At 63.7% G+C, this 17142-nt stretch carries 17 protein-coding genes; 2 read left to right on the forward strand and 15 right to left on the reverse strand.

Going from position 1 to position 17142, the window contains the following annotated elements; translation table 11 throughout:
• Window positions 1-78: 78 nt before the first annotated feature.
• Window positions 79-1146 (forward strand): uroporphyrinogen decarboxylase, encoded by a 1068-nt coding sequence (gene hemE / locus AC07SU_RS25335; RefSeq protein WP_494998573.1) that lies wholly within the window; start codon window positions 79-81, stop codon window positions 1144-1146.
• A gap of 153 nt (window positions 1147-1299) precedes the next feature.
• Here hemE and AC07SU_RS25340 read toward each other — a convergent pair whose 3' ends face one another.
• A complete protein-coding gene (locus AC07SU_RS25340; protein ID WP_494998574.1) occupies window positions 1300-2574 on the reverse strand; it encodes an MFS transporter in 1275 nt (424 codons plus the stop codon).
• A gap of 124 nt (window positions 2575-2698) precedes the next feature.
• Here AC07SU_RS25340 and AC07SU_RS25345 point away from each other — a divergent pair, with 124 nt between their 5' ends.
• Window positions 2699-3592 (forward strand): LysR family transcriptional regulator, encoded by an 894-nt coding sequence (locus AC07SU_RS25345; protein WP_176997221.1) that lies wholly within the window; start codon window positions 2699-2701, stop codon window positions 3590-3592.
• A gap of 321 nt (window positions 3593-3913) precedes the next feature.
• Here AC07SU_RS25345 and AC07SU_RS25350 read toward each other — a convergent pair whose 3' ends face one another.
• Genes AC07SU_RS25350 through AC07SU_RS25415 form a run of 14 tightly spaced genes read right to left on the reverse strand, consistent with a single transcriptional unit; the run spans window position 3914 to window position 17041 of the window.
• The gene (locus AC07SU_RS25350; protein ID WP_494998575.1) at window positions 3914-4357 is read right to left on the reverse strand and encodes a hypothetical protein; all 444 of its coding nucleotides are present in this window, start codon (window positions 4355-4357) and stop codon (window positions 3914-3916) included.
• Window positions 4358-4383: 26 nt separating this feature from the next.
• Complete coding sequence (locus AC07SU_RS25355; protein WP_176997219.1) at window positions 4384-5610, reverse strand: beta-ketoacyl-ACP synthase; 1227 nt, start codon at window positions 5608-5610, stop codon at window positions 4384-4386.
• Window positions 5610-6338: a 3-oxoacyl-ACP reductase FabG gene (fabG, locus tag AC07SU_RS25360; RefSeq protein WP_176997218.1), complete on the reverse strand. Its 729-nt coding sequence runs from the start codon at window positions 6336-6338 to the stop codon at window positions 5610-5612. Before fabG ends, AC07SU_RS25355 begins: the two co-directional genes overlap by 1 nt.
• Complete coding sequence (locus AC07SU_RS25365) at window positions 6335-6796, reverse strand: hotdog family protein (RefSeq protein ID WP_176997217.1); 462 nt, start codon at window positions 6794-6796, stop codon at window positions 6335-6337. Before AC07SU_RS25365 ends, fabG begins: the two co-directional genes overlap by 4 nt.
• Window positions 6793-7959 (reverse strand): beta-ketoacyl-[acyl-carrier-protein] synthase family protein, encoded by a 1167-nt coding sequence (locus AC07SU_RS25370; RefSeq protein WP_494998576.1) that lies wholly within the window; start codon window positions 7957-7959, stop codon window positions 6793-6795. Before AC07SU_RS25370 ends, AC07SU_RS25365 begins: the two co-directional genes overlap by 4 nt.
• Window positions 7956-8438 carry a hypothetical protein gene (locus tag AC07SU_RS25375; protein ID WP_494998601.1) on the reverse strand — a complete coding sequence of 161 codons (483 nt, stop codon included), beginning with the start codon at window positions 8436-8438 and terminating at the stop codon, window positions 7956-7958. Before AC07SU_RS25375 ends, AC07SU_RS25370 begins: the two co-directional genes overlap by 4 nt.
• Complete coding sequence (locus AC07SU_RS25380) at window positions 8438-9169, reverse strand: class I SAM-dependent methyltransferase (RefSeq protein ID WP_494998577.1); 732 nt, start codon at window positions 9167-9169, stop codon at window positions 8438-8440. Before AC07SU_RS25380 ends, AC07SU_RS25375 begins: the two co-directional genes overlap by 1 nt.
• Window positions 9166-10413: an NAD(P)/FAD-dependent oxidoreductase gene (locus tag AC07SU_RS25385; protein WP_494998578.1), complete on the reverse strand. Its 1248-nt coding sequence runs from the start codon at window positions 10411-10413 to the stop codon at window positions 9166-9168. Before AC07SU_RS25385 ends, AC07SU_RS25380 begins: the two co-directional genes overlap by 4 nt.
• Window positions 10414-10446: 33 nt before the next feature.
• The gene (locus AC07SU_RS25390; RefSeq protein ID WP_494998579.1) at window positions 10447-12759 is read right to left on the reverse strand and encodes an MMPL family transporter; all 2313 of its coding nucleotides are present in this window, start codon (window positions 12757-12759) and stop codon (window positions 10447-10449) included.
• Complete coding sequence (locus tag AC07SU_RS25395) at window positions 12749-13435, reverse strand: outer membrane lipoprotein carrier protein LolA (RefSeq protein WP_494998580.1); 687 nt, start codon at window positions 13433-13435, stop codon at window positions 12749-12751. The genes AC07SU_RS25390 and AC07SU_RS25395 overlap by 11 nt, the downstream gene beginning before the upstream one ends.
• Complete coding sequence (locus AC07SU_RS25400; protein WP_176997211.1) at window positions 13432-13857, reverse strand: acyl-CoA thioesterase; 426 nt, start codon at window positions 13855-13857, stop codon at window positions 13432-13434. The genes AC07SU_RS25395 and AC07SU_RS25400 overlap by 4 nt, the downstream gene beginning before the upstream one ends.
• Window positions 13850-15391, reverse strand: a complete 1542-nt coding sequence (locus AC07SU_RS25405) for an HAL/PAL/TAL family ammonia-lyase (protein WP_176997210.1) — start codon at window positions 15389-15391, stop codon at window positions 13850-13852. The genes AC07SU_RS25400 and AC07SU_RS25405 overlap by 8 nt, the downstream gene beginning before the upstream one ends.
• The gene (locus AC07SU_RS25410) at window positions 15375-16310 is read right to left on the reverse strand and encodes a lysophospholipid acyltransferase family protein (protein WP_494998581.1); all 936 of its coding nucleotides are present in this window, start codon (window positions 16308-16310) and stop codon (window positions 15375-15377) included. Before AC07SU_RS25410 ends, AC07SU_RS25405 begins: the two co-directional genes overlap by 17 nt.
• Window positions 16307-17041, reverse strand: coding sequence for a glycosyltransferase family 2 protein (locus AC07SU_RS25415; protein WP_494998582.1), 735 nt, complete (start codon window positions 17039-17041; stop codon window positions 16307-16309). Before AC07SU_RS25415 ends, AC07SU_RS25410 begins: the two co-directional genes overlap by 4 nt.
• Window positions 17042-17142: the final 101 nt, after the last annotated feature.

Consider the following 17142-nt stretch of genomic DNA (forward strand, 5'->3'; position numbering starts at 1 on the left):
GACAAAAGGCACGGCTCACTCCGTGCCTTTTGCGTCTGGCTCTGAGAAAATGCCCGCACTTTTTTTGCGGATGCCGACATGACTGCCCTCAAGAACGACCGTTTCCTTCGTGCCCTGCTCAAGCAACCCGTGGACGTCACCCCTGTGTGGATGATGCGCCAAGCCGGTCGCTACCTGCCGGAATACCGCGCCAGCCGCGCCAACGCCGGTGATTTCATGAGCCTGTGCATGAACCCGGAGTTCGCCTGCGAAGTCACGATGCAGCCTTTGGACCGCTACCCGCAACTGGACGCGGCCATCCTCTTTTCCGACATTCTCACCATCCCTGACGCCATGGGCCAAGGCCTGTACTTCGAAACCGGCGAAGGCCCGCGTTTCAAGAAAGTCGTGAGCACCCTGGCTGACATCGAAGCCCTGCCGATCCCTGATCCGCACAAGGACCTCGGTTACGTGATGGACGCCGTCAGCACCATCCGCCGCGAACTCAACGGCCGCGTGCCGCTGATTGGCTTCTCCGGCAGTCCATGGACCCTGGCCACTTACATGGTCGAAGGCGGCTCGTCGAAAGACTTCCGCAAGACCAAGGCCATGCTCTACGACAACCCGCAAGCCATGCACCTGCTGCTGGACAAGTTGGCGCAGTCGGTCACCTCCTACCTCAACGGCCAGATCATGGCGGGCGCGCAAGCGGTGCAGATCTTCGACACGTGGGGCGGCAACCTGTCGGCAGCGGCGTACCAGGAGTTCTCCCTGGCCTACATGCGCAAGATCGTCAGCGGCCTGATCCGTGAACACGAAGGCCGCAAAGTGCCGGTCATCCTGTTCACCAAGAACGGCGGCCTGTGGCTGGAAAGCATCGCCGACTCCGGTGCTGATGCACTGGGCCTGGACTGGACCTGCGACCTGGGCGAAGCCCGCCAGCGCGTGGGCAACCGCGTCGCACTGCAAGGCAACATGGACCCGACCGTGCTCTACGCCAAGCCGGAAGCGATCCGCACCGAAGTCGGCCGCATCCTGGCCAGCTACGGCAAGGGCACCGGGCACGTGTTCAACCTGGGCCACGGCATCACACCGGAAGTGAACCCGGAGCATGCGGGCGCGTTCCTGCGTGCGGTGCATGAGCTGTCGGCGCAGTATCACGAATAAAAAAAGCCCGGTTTGATACCGGGCTTTTTCATGCCTGAACACAAGTCAAAATGTGGGAGCTGGCTCGTCGAATCGTCGCACCGCTGCGATAGCTGCATTGAATTCACCGCCGCTATCGCAGGCAAGCCAGCTCCCACATAAAAGCAAATAGCCTTAGACCTTCACGTCTCCCAACGGCGGCAATTTCGCCAGCTTCAACGCCACCAGCAACGCGCCAATCAACAGCGCCACGATAAACGCCCCAATCCCGTTCCACCCGGCAAAGTGCCAGAAGAACCCGCCCGCCGTCCCCGCAATACTCGACCCCACGTAGTAGCAGAACAGGTACAGCGACGACGCCTGCCCCTTGGCCTTTACTGCGCGGCGGCCGATCCAGCTACTGGCCACGGAGTGGGCGCCGAAGAAGCCGAAGGTGAAGATCAGCATGCCTGGCACCACCAGCCACAGTGGGGTGAACAGGGTGAGCGCCATGCCGGCCAGCATCAACACGATGGTGCCCCACAGCACGCGACGGCGGCCGAGGCGGTCGGCCAGTGAACCGATTTTGGCCGAGCTGTAGATGCCCGAGAGGTACACCAGCGACAGCAGGCCCACCACGGCCTGGCTCAGGTCATAGGGATCGGCCAGCAGGCGATAGCCGATGTAGTTGAACATCGTCACGAACGCGCCCATCAGCAGGAAGGCTTCTAGAAACAGCCACGGCAGGCCGGCGTCCTTGAAGTGCATGACAAAACCATCGAGCAAGGTGCGCGGCTTGAGGCTGCTGGCGCGGAAGTTGCGCGATTCGGGGAGGATTTTCCAGAACACCGTGGCGGCGATCAGGGCCAGGGCGCCGATGATCAGCATTGCGGTGTGCCAGCTTACAAAATCGATCAGCACGCCGATGATCAGCCGCCCGCTCATGCCGCCAATGGCGTTGCCGCCGATGTAGAGCCCCATCGCCAGGCCGATGTGCTGCGGGTGGATCTCTTCGCTCAGGTAGGTCATCGCAACGGCGGCCAGGCCGCTCAGCGACAGGCCCACCAATGCGCGCATGAACAGAATGCCTTCCCAGGTCGGCATCAGGCCGCTGGCGATGGTCGCGAGTGCGGCGCAGAACAACGCAGAAACCATCACCCGTTTACGCCCCAGGGTGTCGGAGATCGGCCCGGTAATCAGCAGGCCCAGCGCCAGCATCGCGGTCGCCACCGACAGGATCAGGCTGCTTTGCGCCGCATTGATGGAAAATTCGTGGGACAGCGCCGGCATCATCGGTTGTACGCAGTACAGCAGGGCAAAAGTGGCGAAACCACCGGAGAACAGCGCCAGCACCGTGCGCATGAACATCGGCGTGCCTTTTTCGATGTACTGCTCGTTGAGCTGGGCGACGACTTCGTCCAGGGCGGTAGGCGGGGCTTCTTGAGCAAGTGGAGCGACAGCAGCTTTCACGGGGACCTCGGGGAGGAAGAGCAGGCCAGGACCGGCACTGCAAAAAAGAATATAGCTGGCTAATGATTCTTTCCAATATATTGTTCGACCTGTTTGAGAGCTTTTACGACCTAATGAGGTTTGCATGGAATTGCGTCACTTGCGGTACTTCATCGCCGTCGCCGAAGAGCTGCATTTCGGCCGCGCCGCGCAGGTGCTGGGCATCTCGCAACCGCCCCTGAGCCAGCAGATCCAGGCGCTGGAACAGGAAGTGGGCGCGCGGTTGTTCGAGCGTACCAATCGTCGGGTCGAGCTGAGCGAGGCGGGACGACTGTTCCTGCACGAGGCGCGATTGGTGCTGGCCCAGGTCGACAAAGCCTCCGATGTGGCACGGCGTGCGCAACTGGGCGAGTTGGGGGAGCTGAAGATCGGCTTCACCTCCTCGGCACCGTTCAACGCCAGCATCCCCAAGGCGATCTTTGCGTTTCGCCAGGCGTTCCCGGCGGTGCATCTGAACCTGCAGGAAATGAGCAGCACCGAAGTGGCCGATTCCCTGGTAGATGAGTCGATCCAGGTTGGCCTGATGCGTCCACTGCCGCTGCCGGACTCCCTGAGTGTGGTCGAGCTGATGCGCGAGCCATTGGTGGCCGTATTGAGCGCCGGCCACCCACTGGTGCAAGGCAGCGAGCGAGGCCTGCACCTGGCGCAGCTGGCGCAGGAGCCATTCGTGTTTTTCCCGCGCAGTTATGGCAGTGGTCTCTACGCCCAGTTGATCAACCTGGCGCGAGATGCCGGTTTCAGCCCGCACTTCGCCCAGGAAGCCGGGGAGGCCATGACCATCATCGGTTTGGTCGCGGCGGGGTTGGGGGTTTCGGTGCTGCCGGCGTCTTACCAGCGCATCCGGATCGACGGGGTGGTCTATCGCACGCTGCTGGATGAGGAGGCGATGACGGCGGTGTGGCTAGTGCAGCGCAAAGGCGTGCAAACGCCGATGGCAGAGGCGTTTGTGGAGTTGTTGACGCGCAAGGCCATTCAATAAAAAACGGACTTTAAAACGAAGCAGCTCTTTGTGGGAGCTGGCTTGCCTGCGAATGTGGTGGGCCAGTTGGCAGGTGTGTCGACTGACACTCCGCATTCGCGGGCAAGCCCGCTCCCACATTTGATCGTCGGTATTTTCCAGCTGTCTTTGCTTCAGGCATACTGCCCGTGTTCCCGAAAAGGGGCTTGTGAGACTCTGAGGATCCTGGGTAACCAGCCATCGTAGAGCCAGACAGGACGCGGCGATGACAAGCCAACCTGTTTGTGAAGAGGGCGCCGAAAGGCGCCCTTTGTCGTTTCTGGAGAAACCACAACCTCAGCTTTACTGGGTGGTGCCCGTCTGCCCAAACGACTGCGCCGCCGAGCCCACTTCATTCATGCCATTGCTACGCAGCGCCGCCATGATGTCGCGGTCGAGCATGCTCACCCAGCGGTTGTAGTTGCGATGGATCGTGCCGTCCTTGTAGCCCAAATCGCGGCTGTCGCGGTAGGTGATGGCGTAGCTGTTGCGGGTGTAGCGGATGTCGATGGCGGCATAAAACTGGTTACGCACATTGATTTCGGCCTGCACCAGCTGCGGGCTCAGGCGCTGGACCGTCCATTCGCGCTTTTGCAGGGCGTTGACGATGATCACCTTCATTTTCTCTTCACTGACCTGGGCGTTGGCCGGCAGGTCGTGCTGGGTGTTGAGGATCGGCTTGTTGGTGCAGCCGGCGGTGACCAGCAGGGCCAGGGTGATCAGGGTGGCGCGTAGCAAGGAAGACATTCCGTATTCTCCAATCGATTTAACAGTCAGGACCAGCGGCGAAAGATCAGCGACGTGTTGACGCCGCCAAAGGCAAAGTTGTTGTTCATCACGTAGTCGTGGTGCATCTCGCGAAATTCACCCTGCAGGTAATCCAGCTCGCCGCATTGCGGGTCCACCGAATCCAGGTTGAAGGTGTGCACGTACTGGTTGCGGTTCATCATCTCGATGCTGAACCACGACTCCAACGCTCCGCATGCGCCCAGGGTGTGGCCGAGAAAGCTCTTCTGCGAGCTGATGGGCATGCGGCTACCGAACAGGCTGCTGGTGGCCAGGGTCTCGGCGATGTCGCCCTGGTCGGTAGCGGTGCCGTGACCGTTGACGTAGCCGATGGCAGACGGCTCCAGCCCGGCGTCTTCCAACGCCAGCTCCATCGCGCGGCGCATGGTTTTCTGCTCGGGGCGGGTGGTGTGCTGGCCGTCGGCGTTGCTGCCGAAACCGACCAGTTCAGCGTGGATATGCGCCCCACGGGCCAACGCATGCTCCAGCTCTTCGAGGACCAGCATGCCGCCGCCTTCGCCGATCACCAGGCCATCGCGGCCGCTGTCGTAGGGGCGCGGGCTGGTTTGCGGTGCATCGTTTTTCAGGCTGGTGGCGTACAGCGCGTCGAACACCATGGCTTCGGTCGGGCACAGCTCTTCGGCGCCCCCGGCGAGCATCAACGGCAAGCGCCCGAACTTGATCGCCTCGTAGGCATACCCGATGCCTTGGCTGCCGCTGGTGCAGGCGCTGGAGGTGGGGATCAGCCGCCCGGTGAGGCCAAAGAAGATGCTGATATTCGCTGCCGTGGTGTGCGGCATCATGCGCACGTAGGAGTTGGCATTCAGCCCCTCGGCCACCGAGTTCAGCAGCATATTGCCGAACGCCTTGATCTCATCGGTGCTGCCGGTGGACGAGCCACAGGCCACGCCCATGCGCCCGTCCTTGATCGACTCGTCGCCGAGCAAACCCGCGTCCTGCAACGCCTGCTCAGCGGCCCACACGGCCAGGCGCGAAACACGGCCCATGCTACGCAGCTGCTTGCGCGTCCAGTGGGCGGGCACGACGAAGTCGTCGATCGGCCCGGCCAAGCGCGTGTTCAATTCGGTAAACCGGTCCCACTCGTCCATGCGCCGGATGCCGCTGCGGTTGGCACGAAAGTTGGCGGCGATGGTCTCCCAGTCGCCACCCAGGGAGGTCATACCGGCCATGCCGGTCACTACAACGCGCTTCATCAGCACAGGCCTCCGTTCACGGCCAGCACCTGGCGCGTGATGTAGCCGGCCTCGGCCGACATCAGGAAATTCACCGCGCCGGCCACCTCTTCCGGGGTGCCCATGCGCTGCGCGGGGATCATCTTCATCAGCTCTTCCACCGGCACGTTCTCATCGAGCATGGCGGTGTCGATCAGGCCAGGTGCCACGCAGTTGACCGTGATCTTGCGCTTGCCCAGCTCGATGGCCAGGGCCTTGGCGGCGCCGATCAAGCCGGCCTTGGACGCGCTGTAGTTGACCTGGCCACGGTTGCCGATCAAGCCGGACACCGACGTGATGCACACGATACGCCCGGCCGCGCGACGTCGGATCATCGGCATCATCACCGGGTGCAGCACGTTGTAGAAACCGTCGAGGTTGGTGCGCATCACCACGTCCCAGTCGTCTTCCGACAGGGCCGGGAACGCGCCGTCGCGGGTCAGGCCGGCGTTGAGCACCACGCCGTAGTAGGCGCCATGCTGCTCCACATCGGCTTCGAGGATTGCCTTGCACGCGGCACGGTCCGCCACATCGAACTGCAGCACCCGTGCCTTGCGGCCCAGGGCTTCGATTTCGACTTGCACCGCGTCGGCTTGGGCGCGGCCACTGCGGCAATGCAGCACGATGTCATGGCCGGCCTGGGCCAGGCGCAGGGCGATGGCGCGGCCAATGCCACGGCTGGAGCCGGTGACCAGTACGGATTCAGTCATGGCGTTACGTCCTTCGATTCATCTAAATAGTTGGCCGCCTGGGGCGGTCGGAATACGTTCAAGCGGGCGCTAGCCAAAATGCCATCACCGGTCAGGTGGCATTCGAACACACCCATGCCATTGTCGTCTTCCAGGGAGCGCAGGCCGTGGATGGTCAGCTCGGCGCCGGCCGGGAAGTGTTCCACGTTGCACTCGTACTTGCGTGTGCCCAGCAGGAAGCCCAGTTCCACGGCCTCGCCTTTCTGACGCGCACGGCAACCGGCGTAAGCCGCGACGCTTTGCGCCATCAGCTCGATGCCGACCCACGCCGGCAGGCTGCCGTCGTCGCGGTTGAACAGGCCGCCAGGCTTGACGGTGACGCGGGTGTGAACCTGCTCTTCATCGAACGACAGCACCTGGTCGATCAGGATCATGTCGCCCGCGTGGGGCAGCAGTTCAGCGAGTGGCCAATCGATCATGGGGCCTCTGCGATTATCAGGCTGACGTTGTTGCCGCCGAAGGCAAACGAATTGCTCATCAGGCAGCGTTTTTTCAAGGTGTCACCGGCTTGCGCCCAGTGCAGGGCCGGCAGTGCCGGGTCGGCCTGGCCGTCCCACACATGGGGCGGCACCACGCCGTGGGCCAGGCTCAACCAGCAGAACGCGGCCTCCAGTGCACCGGCGGCGCCCAGAGTGTGGCCGCTCATGGGCTTGGTCGACGAACAGGCCACGCCTTGGGGGAACAGTTGGGCAACCGCCAGGCTTTCCATGGCGTCGTTGTGTTGGGTGGCTGTGCCGTGCAGGTTCAGGTAACCGATCTGCTCGGGCGCAAGTTTGGCGCTGGCCAACGCCTTGCGCATTGCTTGCAGCGCGCCCTTGCCGGTGGGCTCCGGCGCGGAAATATGGTGCGCGTCGCAGCTGGCGCCGCTGCCCAGCAGCGCGATGGGCGCGGTCTCACGGCTCATCAGGAACAGCACCGCGGCTTCGCCGATGTTGATGCCGTTGCGGTTCACCGAGAACGGGTTGCAACGCTCGCTCGACACCGCTTCCAGCGAGGTAAAGCCGTTAAGCGTCAGCTTGCACAGGCTGTCGACGCCGCCGCAGATCACCGCATCGCACACGCCCAGGTCCAGCAGGCGCTGGGCACTCATCAACGCGCGGGCGCTGGAGGTGCAGGCGGTGGAGATCACATAGGCCGGTCCGCTCAGTTGCAACCAGTCGGCGAGGAAGTTGGCCGGAGCGCTGAGTTCCTGTTGCTGGTAGTCGTAATCACCGGGGAACTGGTTGTCGCGCAGGTAATGCGCAATGCCACGGCTCGCCTCATCGATACCCGACGTGCTGGTACCGAGCACAATGCCGACCCGAGAGGCGCCATACGTTTCAATGGCCTGACGAATCTGTACCTCAATCTGCAGCGCCGCTTCCAGCAACAGCTGGTTATTCCGGCTGCTTTGCTGGTTCAGCTCCGTTGGGATGGTCGCCAGTTCACCCGGCACGCCGGCCACCGGCAGCACACGGTCCGGTACCCAGCCGCTTTCGGCGCGCATGCCCGAGCAGTCACCGGCAAACAGGCTGCGACTGACTTCGTCCTGGCCACGGCCGAGGGCGCAGATTACGCCGAGGGCGTTGAGGTAGGCGGTCATCGTGCGGCCCCCAGCGGGCTGATGCGGTAGCTCAACCGTTGCCCGCTCATGTTCACACTGAAGACCTCAGACGACTGGTACACGATCTGCCAGTGGCCGGGCAGCGTGCGGGTAAGGTCCATGGCCTGCGCGGTGGGGTACAGCTTTCGCACATCGTCCGCCGACGTCAGGGCGAATAACAGTGCGGCGAACAAGTCCCGTGCCTGGGGGTTGGGCGGCAGCAAGCCGTCGGCTTGCCACTGACCGTCGACCAGCTTCTGCCGGGCCTGGGGAATACCCAGCGGGTCCATCATCGACCAGCGTATCGCACCGCCTTCGCGCTGGATCACCAGCAGCCAGTCCTGGGTTTGACCGTCTGCCTGGCGCTGAACATGCAGCTGCATGGGCAGCGTCAGCGCCGGGACTTTTTCGGGCAGCGGTGGCTGGCTGGCGCAGGCGCTCAGCAGCAACAGGCAGCCGATCAACAACAGACGAATCATCATTCAGGGCTCGCCAAGGGTTTGCGTGCCACGCAGTTCACCAGGGTTTCCTCACGCTGGCCCACCGGCGGCGGGTTGCGCAGGCCCCAGCGTTCCAGCAGGCCGAAATCGCTGGAGCGGCTCCACCACAGGTACGGGTAGGAGACGTTCTGCGGGCCAAATTCAAAGCCTTGTTCGCGCAGCATCTCCAGATACTCCTCGGCGCTTTTCTGCACGTGCATGGGGTGGCGGAACAGCCAGCGAATCACCCAGGTGTCGATGTACGCCTCGGTGGATTCGGCAAACAACAGGTAGCCGCCCGGCTTGAGCACGCGGTAGAACTCCTTCAGCGCGCGATGCTGCTCCACGAGGTGGTGGAAAGTCTGGTGGCAGAACAGGATGTCGACGCTTGCGTCCGGCACATCGAGGGTGGCGCAGTCGCTGCCGATCAGTTGCACATCCAGGCCCTGGCGTACGGCTTCGGCCTTGCTCAACGCCAGGCTGTGAAGGTCGGCGTCCAGGCCGATCAAGCGGCCAGGGGCGAACACCTGTTGCAACAGCTTGAAGGATTTGCCCTGGCCGCAGCCGGCATCCAGCAGCACTGGCGCCACCGGCAGCGGCTCGCTGAACAGGCTGCGCAAGTCGTTGATCGCCACGCGCAGCACATGGTGTTGCCAGGTGTGGCTGCGCAGGAACCAGAACCCAAATTTGGTTTCTTCGACGTAGTTTTTACTGAGGTATTGAGTGCTCACGCGGCATCCCCTGCACAAATCTGCGACAACATCCGTAGCCGTCGCTTGGGTTCACTGACAAACGGGTTGCGCTCGTCCCACGCGTAGCCGGCGAGGATCGAGCTGATCATCCGGCGAATCTCCGGCGAGCTGCCCGGGTGGAAAATCACATCCTGGAAGGTACCGGCATACCAGCCTTCGACGTAGCAACGGAAGGTGTCGACACCGCGCTTCAACGGCTCGGCAAACTCGGTTTGCCAGTCCACCGCTTCGCCGTTCAGTTGGCGATGCAGCAGCCCAGCGGCCATGCTCGCCGAACGCATGGCGATGGTCACGCCGGAAGAGAATACCGGGTCGAGGAATTCCGCCGCATTGCCCAACAGCGCGAAGCCGGGGCCGTGCAGGCTTTTGACGTTGGCCGCATAACCGCCGATGGTGCGCGCCGGGGTGTCCCACACGGCTTCTTTCAGCACACCGGACAGGCTTGGGGTTTCATCGATGAAACCGCGCAGGCAGGCATCGAGGTCACCGTCGCGGCCGTCGAAATGCTCCTTGGCCGCGACTACCCCCACCGAGCAACGGCCGTTGCTGAACGGTATGGTCCAGAACCAGATATCGCGCTGGGTCGGGTGCGTGGTGACGAGGATCTTGGTGCGGTCAAAACCCGGGTGTTCGATGCGGTCTTCGACGTGGGTGAACACCGCCTGGCGCACCGGGAAATCAGACGGCACATCGAGGTCCAGCAGGCGCGGCAGCACGCGGCCGTAACCGCTGGCATCCAACACGAACTTGGCCTTGAGGTGGTACTCGCTGCCGTTCTCGCGGCGCACGTGCAGGTAGCGGCAATCGCCTTTGAAGTCCACGCCGACGATGCTTTCGCCGTAGCGGATCTCCACCCCTTGCAGCGCGGCCTGGTCAGCCAGCAGTTTGTCGAAGTCACCGCGCTGCACCTGGAAGGTAGTGGGTTTGCCGTTGCTGAAGGTATCGCTGAAATCAAACGCACTGTAGCGCTCGCCCCAGGCGAACGCGGCGCCGGTTTTCAGCTGGAACCCCGCGGCCTGCACAGCGTCGAGCATGCCGGCTTCTTCGATGAAGTCGATGCAGTGGGACAACAGGCTTTCGCCGATGGAAAAACGTGGAAAATGCTGGCGTTCGATGACCAGCACGTCATGTCCTTTGCGCTTGAGCAGGGCTGCCGCGATGGCGCCGGACGGCCCGGCACCGATCACCACGACCTGGCGACGTTCCATTTCAACTGTGGGCACGAGGGCTCCTTGCCGCGTTGGCGATAATCGGGTTCATGAGGCGTGCTTCTGATGGCCGGCCCAGGGCGCCAGCATAAAGCTGAAAGCCAGGCCCAGGCTGACCGACAGGCCGAAATTGCTCACCGCTGGCGTACTTGAGACCGCCAGCAGGCCGAACGACAGCCAGGTGGTCAGCGCGGCCAGCAGCGTTCCCAGCAGGCTGACTGCTGCGCCGCCGATCTGCTCGCGCATCAAGATCGCGTAATCCACGCTGATGGCCGTGACCAGCAGCAGGCCAAACAGGCTGAACAGGGTCAGCGGTTGGCCCAGCCAGCCGAGGCTGGCCAGGCTGCACAGCGCGGCCAGCAACGGCAGCGCGACGATGCGCAAGGCGCCGCCGAACCCGAAGGGCAGGATCAGCAGCAACACGATCAGCACGCACGACATCAACTTCAATTCGGCGGCGCTGATCTGCGTGTCGGCAAATACCCGGTTCAAATCACCGAGGCGATCCACCAGTTGCACCCCGGGCAGGTCCACCGCCTGCACCCGCAGCAGCGCCGGGTTGTTCAAGCCTTGCAGACTGACCATGGCGGCCACACCGCCATCCACCGGCCCCAGCCACAGCGTGCGCCAGGGTTCGGCGAGCGGGCCGACCAGCGCGGCGTCGATGTCTTGGGTGGGCAGTGTTTGCAGTTGCGCGACTTCGGCTTGCAAGGCCGCAGCGGGAACGCCGAGGTCGAGCAGTGGCTGCCAGTGTTGTGGCAACGCGTTCAGCGCATCCCGCAGGTGTTGTTGCTCGGCGGGCAGGCTGACCAGTTGGTTCAGCGCCAGGTAACCCTGGAGCTTGTCCATGTTCACCAACTGATCCAGGCGCTGGCCCAGCGCGGCCTGGCGTTCCAGCAACTGCTGCTGGTTGTCGGCCCGCACCAGGAAAAACTGGCTGGTGGGTTGGAACCCGGTGATGCGCGCCACCGCCTGTGCTTCCTGCAGTAACTGCGGCGGGGCACCGATCCACTGGCGAATATCGTTCTTGCTGTTCAAGTGCCACAGGCCACCGGCGCAAAACAGCACCACCAGCACCAGCAACACCGGGCTTGGCACGCGCTTGAGCAACGAGGCGCGCATCAGCCACAGGCATTCGGCGATGCGCAGCGGCCATTGCGCCGGGCGCAGCTCGACGCCCTTGAGCAGGGCGGGCAACAGGCACACCGCCGACAAGTACGCGCCCACCAGGCCGGCAGCGGAGAACACCGCGATCTGGGTCAGCGCCGGGAACGGCGTCCAGGCCAGTGCCAGGTAGCCGATGCAACTGGTCGCCAGGCTCAAGCTCAGCCCCGGCAGCGTGATGCGCAGCGCCGGCCAGCTGCGCCAGGGTTGCATACTCCAGCTCTTGGACAGGTAGTGCAGCGGGTAATCCACCGCCACGCCAATCAGGCTCGAGCCCAGCACCAACGTCATCACATGCATGTGGCCAAACAGCGCCACACAGGCCACCGCGCCAAACAGCATGCCCACCAGCACCGGCACAAACGCCAGCAGCACACGCCAGCGACGGAACGCCAGCAACAGCAATAACAGAATGCCCAAGGTGGCGCCGCCGCCGACCCAGGTGATTTCCCGCGTGGCCTGCTGCTGGCCGTTGGCGGCATACAGCAAGCCGCTGGCGGCGAGCAGCTGCGCACCTTGGCCGCTGGCCTGTTCACGGCTGGCCTTGAGCAGGTCGGCCACCTGTATCGGCAGTTGCATGTCGAAGGCATTGCCGGTGGTGCGCGCACGCAGCAGCACCCAGCTTTTGCCGTCGGCATCGGCAATCAGGGCGCCGCTGCCAATGTCCAGCTGCACTGAACCGTGCTGCGGCTGGCTGTTCTGGATGCGCCCGGTCAGGCCGAGCCAGTCGTCCTGGCTCGGCACCAGGCTGAACCCGGTGAAGGGGTCGAACAGCGCTTGCACGCGCTGCTGGATAAACGCGTCGGGGTGTTCGATCAGCTGTTCGCGGTCCTTGGCCGAGAGCATCGCCAGGCGCCCGCGCAGCAATTGCTTACGCAGCGCCGGCAGGTCGGCTTGCAGGTTCCACTGCACCTTTTCAAACAGCCCGCTGGCCTGCCAGCGCTCGCCCAGCTGCTGCGCCACGGCCACGGCTTGTTGGCGGTCGGCGTGCCCGACCAGCACCAGCATTTCGCGGTTCAGGGGCTCCTGCATGCGCTGTTCGGCTTGCTGTTCCAAGGCGTCCGGCGTGTTGCCCGGCACCAATTCCATCAAGTTGGCCGACAACGGCGCGCCATGGCGCCACTGCCAGCCGGCCAGGGCCAGCACAGCCACCAGCAGGATCAGGAACAGGCGCGGTAGCAGGCGCTCACTGGGCAAAGTCGTGTTGCTCCGCATCGCTCAGAGGTTGGTCGGCACGGCTGTCCTGCATGCGCAGCACGGTGCTGTCGCCTTGGGTTTCCAGCAGCTCGATCTTCTGCACCAGCTCGCCACCGTCGATATTGATCTGGGTGAAGACCTGTTTTAACAGCAGTGAGCGCGGGATCAGCGTGAGTTTCCATCCGTTGGCTTCGCCTTGCAGCTGCAATTCGAAGTCGCGCTGCAAGCCACTGCTGTCACCTTGGAGGACGGCGAGGAACAGGCGGTTTTGCTCGGCGCCGGCGCTCTTGTTTGGCAGCAATTGCCAGCCATTGGCGTCACGGCGGGCAATGCCTTGGGCGCTGATGCGGTAATCCTGTTGCAGCGGGGTCTTGAGCAGCCAGAGCAGGCCGTGGTCCTTGGCGAGGACAAAGGTGCCTTTGCTGACCAGGGGTTGGGGCAGGGCACGCAGGTGTTTTTCCTGGGTGAAGGTGCCGTGGATTACGGAGGGTTTGGCGAGTTGATCGCTCAGTTGTTGTAGATCGAAAGCGTGAGCACTGAAACTCAAAAGCAACCCGATCAATAATGTGGGAGCGGGCTTGCCCGCGAAAAACCTGAGGACGCCGCGGAGTATCAGGCGGATTGCGTTATCGTTAACGACCTTCGCGGGCAAGCCCGCTCCCACAGGGGATCTCATTTCAGGGCTCTCTCGACGGCGTCTGTAAATATCTTGGGGGAGGCCAGCTGCATTTCACGGTTGGCGATTTCCACCGCCACCTGCACCGTGGTTGCACGGGTCAAACGCTCGCCGCTGGCCAGGTCGGTGATCAGGTAATTGACCTTCAAGCGGTTCTCCCATTCCACCAGGCTGGCGCGTACGTTGATCGTCTGGCCGAACACGGCGCCGCGCACGTAGCGCAGCTGCATGTCGATCACCGGCCACGCGTAGCCGGATTCCAGCATAGCCGTGTAGTTATGGCCGATCTTGTCCAGCAACGCGCAGCGCGCCACTTCCAGGTACTTTACGTAGTGCCCGTGCCAGACCACGTTCATGGTATCGACGTCAAAAAACGGCACGAGGATTTCAGTGTCGCAGTGCAGCACGCCCTGGCTACGCATGCAGCCTCCAATGTTGCTCGGCGATGCGTTGCAGGCACAGGCGCAGTTCGCCTTCCAGGGCGCGGTCTTCGATCACCGGCGGGAAGTCTTTGGCGAGTTCTTCATGCATGGCGGCCAGGGCCGGTGGCAATGGGCGGGCGTCTTCGGCCTGGGCGCGCAGCCACACCCCTTGGTTGGCGGCGAGCAAGGTAGCGGCGGCAACCTGTTCGGTCAGCTCCAGCACACGGATCGCATCGCGGGCGGCGATGGTGCCCATGCTCACTTTGTCCTGGTTATGGCATTCGGTGGAGCGCGAGAACACGCTGGCCGGCATGGTGTTTTTCAGGGCTTCGGCGGTCCAGGCGCTGGTGCCGATCTGCACGGCCTTGAAGCCGTGGTTGATCATCGCGCGGTCGGCCGGCGCGCCGGACAGGTTGCTCGGCAGGCCGTGGTTGTAACGCACGTCCACCAGCAGCGCGAGCTGGCGGTCGAGCAGGTCGGCCACGTTGGCCACCAGGGTCTTGAGGCTGTCCATGGCGAAGGCGATGTGGCCTCCGTAGAAGTGACCGCCGTGCAGCACGCGCTCTTCTTCGGCATCGATGATCGGGTTGTCGTTGGCGCTGTTCAGTTCGGTTTCGATGAACGAACGCAGCCAGCCCAGGCTGTCGGCCAACACACCCAGCACGTGCGGTGCGCAGCGCAGCGAGTAGCGGTCTTGCAGGCGATGCAGTGGCGCGGTCGGCGCGTCGATGGCCAGGTCCTTGCGCAGCCAGGCAGCCACTTGCATCTGCCCAGGGTGCGGCTTGGCGGCGAACAGGCGCTCGTCAAAGTGTTCCGGGTTGCCTTGCAGCGCCACCACGTTCAGCGCGGTGATGCGCGTGGCCAGTTGCAGCAGGTAGTCGGCGCGGGCGAAGGCCAGGCACGCGAGGCCGGTCATCACGGCGGTGCCATTCATCAGGGCCAGGGCTTCCTTGGGGCGCAACACCAGCGGGTCCCAACCCAGTTCGCGGTGCACGTCGGCCGCCTGACGGCGTTCGCCACGGAACATCACTTCGCGTTCGCCGGACAAGGTCGCAGCCACGTAGGACAGTGGTGTCAGGTCACCGCTGGCGCCCACCGAGCCCTCTTCCGGGATCAGCGGCAGCACGTCGTGTTCGAGGAACGCATGCAGACGCTCCAGCAACTCCACGCGCACCCCGGACACGCCATGGCACAGTGACTGCAACCGCGCCGCCAGCACCGCACGGGTGGCTTGGGCGTCCAGTAACTTGCCCAGGCCGCAACCGTGGAAGGTGTACAGGTGACGCGGCAGTGCTTCGACGTGCTGCAACGGTACGGCCACCACGCAGGAGTCGCCGTAGCCGGTGGTCACGCCGTAGATCACGCCTTCCTTGTCCAGCAGCGAGTCGAGGAACTGCGCACCCTTGGCGATGCGCTGGCGATACGCCGCGTCGCCCTGCAATCGGGTAGGCGCCTGACGGTTGGCCAGGGCCAGCACGTCCTCAATGCGCAGGGGGCGTTCGCCAAAGGTTACCGGCTCAAGATGCGTCGTCATCGGTCTTCCAGAAAGGGTAAAAGTTGAACCATTGTTGGGGCGCTTCCAGGCAAAACTGGCCCAGGCGGGCGGCGTAGCGCTCGGTCCACTGGGCGATGACCTGCTCGCGGGTGGTGCGCTTCCATTCGATCAATTCGGCGAACGGCTCGATGGTCAGGCGATAGCGGTTGTTGTGCTTGAGGCACATCAGCAGGTTCACCGGGCATTTGAGCAACCCGGCCAGCAACCACGGGCCTTGTGGGAAGGCGGCGCTGTGACCGAGGAAATCCGCGCGGACCGTGCGCCCGCCATGCAGGGGCACTCGATCGCCCGCAATGGCCAGCCATTCGCCTTCGTCCAGGCGCTGGCTGAGCAGCAGCATGGTGGCCGGGTCCAGCTCGCTGACCTGGATCAGGCGCAAATGCGTGGCCCCGGCTTCGCCCAGCAAACGGTTGAATTGTTCGGCGTGCTTGGTGTGCACCAGCACGTTCATGGTGACCTGCTCGCCAAGCTCGGCGAGGGCGCGACACACTTCGAGGTTGCCCAGGTGGGCGCCCACCAGCATCTGCCCGCGTTCACCGCGCAGTTGGTTGCGCAATTGCGCCGGGTCGTTGATTTCGATCTGTTCGATGCGCAGCTTGCCGTTCCACACGTCGAGCTTGTCGAGCAAGGAATCGGCGAAGGCCATGAACTGGCCAAAGACTCGTGTGTGGGTGGGGCGCAGTGCGTCTTGCCCGCTCCAGTCGGCCAGGCGCTGCTGGTATTGCCAGGCGCTCTGGCGTGCGGTGCGACCGAACACGAAGAAGTACAGCACGATGCCGTAGAGCACCGGGCTCAGCAGGCGCCGGCCGAGCACTTTGGCGGCGAAGGCGGTGAGTTTCATCAACAGGAAACTGCCGCGCTCCTCGCGGTCGGCCCAGTGCTTGGTGCTGTCGCTCATGCTTGCCACCGTCGCCACAGGATCATCGGCGCACGCACCAGCATGCCGAAGAACAGCCGGGTGTGCATGGCCGAGATGCGCACGTTGTCGCGGAACAAGCGAAAGTGCGACAAGCCGTCGGCGGGGTAATGCACCCGGGTCGGCAGCCAGCGCATCGGTTGGTTGCGCCAGGCCAGGCGCACCAGGATGTCCGAGTCAAAATCCATGCGCGTGCCGATGTACGCCGAGTCCATCAACGCCAACACCGGTGCCAGCGGGTACACGCGAAAGCCGCACATCGAGTCGCGGATCTGCAGCGACAGGGTGTTGATCCACACCCACACGTGGGTCAGGTAGCGCGCATACAGGCGGCCCTTGGGCACGCTGTCGTCGTATTCGGGGTAGCCGCAGATAATGGCGTCGGGGTGACGGCGCGAGGTGTCGAGGAAAGTCTCGACTTCGCGCAGATCGTGCTGGCCGTCGGCGTCCACTTGCAAGGCGTGGCTGTAGCCCAGGCGCGCGGCTTCGCGGAACCCGGCCATGACGGCGCCGCCTTTGCCCTGGTTGCTGGGCAGGGTCAGCAGGGTAACGTTATCCAGGCTTGCAAGTTGTGCCAAGACCGCCGCGCAGGCCGGGCTGCTGCCGTCGTCTACCAGCAGGCATGGCAGGCCGCTGTCTAACAGGCTGTGGACCACGGCCGGCACGGCGGCTTCGTGGTTGTAGACCGGGATCAGGGCACAGGGGTTATGCATGATCGCCGGCTCTTGATGGATCGGGTCGCCAGCATCGCAGCGGTGCGGCGATCCGACAAGCCAGCTCCCACATTTGATCGGCTGTGTGTAGTAGATCTGTG

It is taken from the genome of Pseudomonas sp. GW821-FHT05H12, from assembly GCF_059419385.1.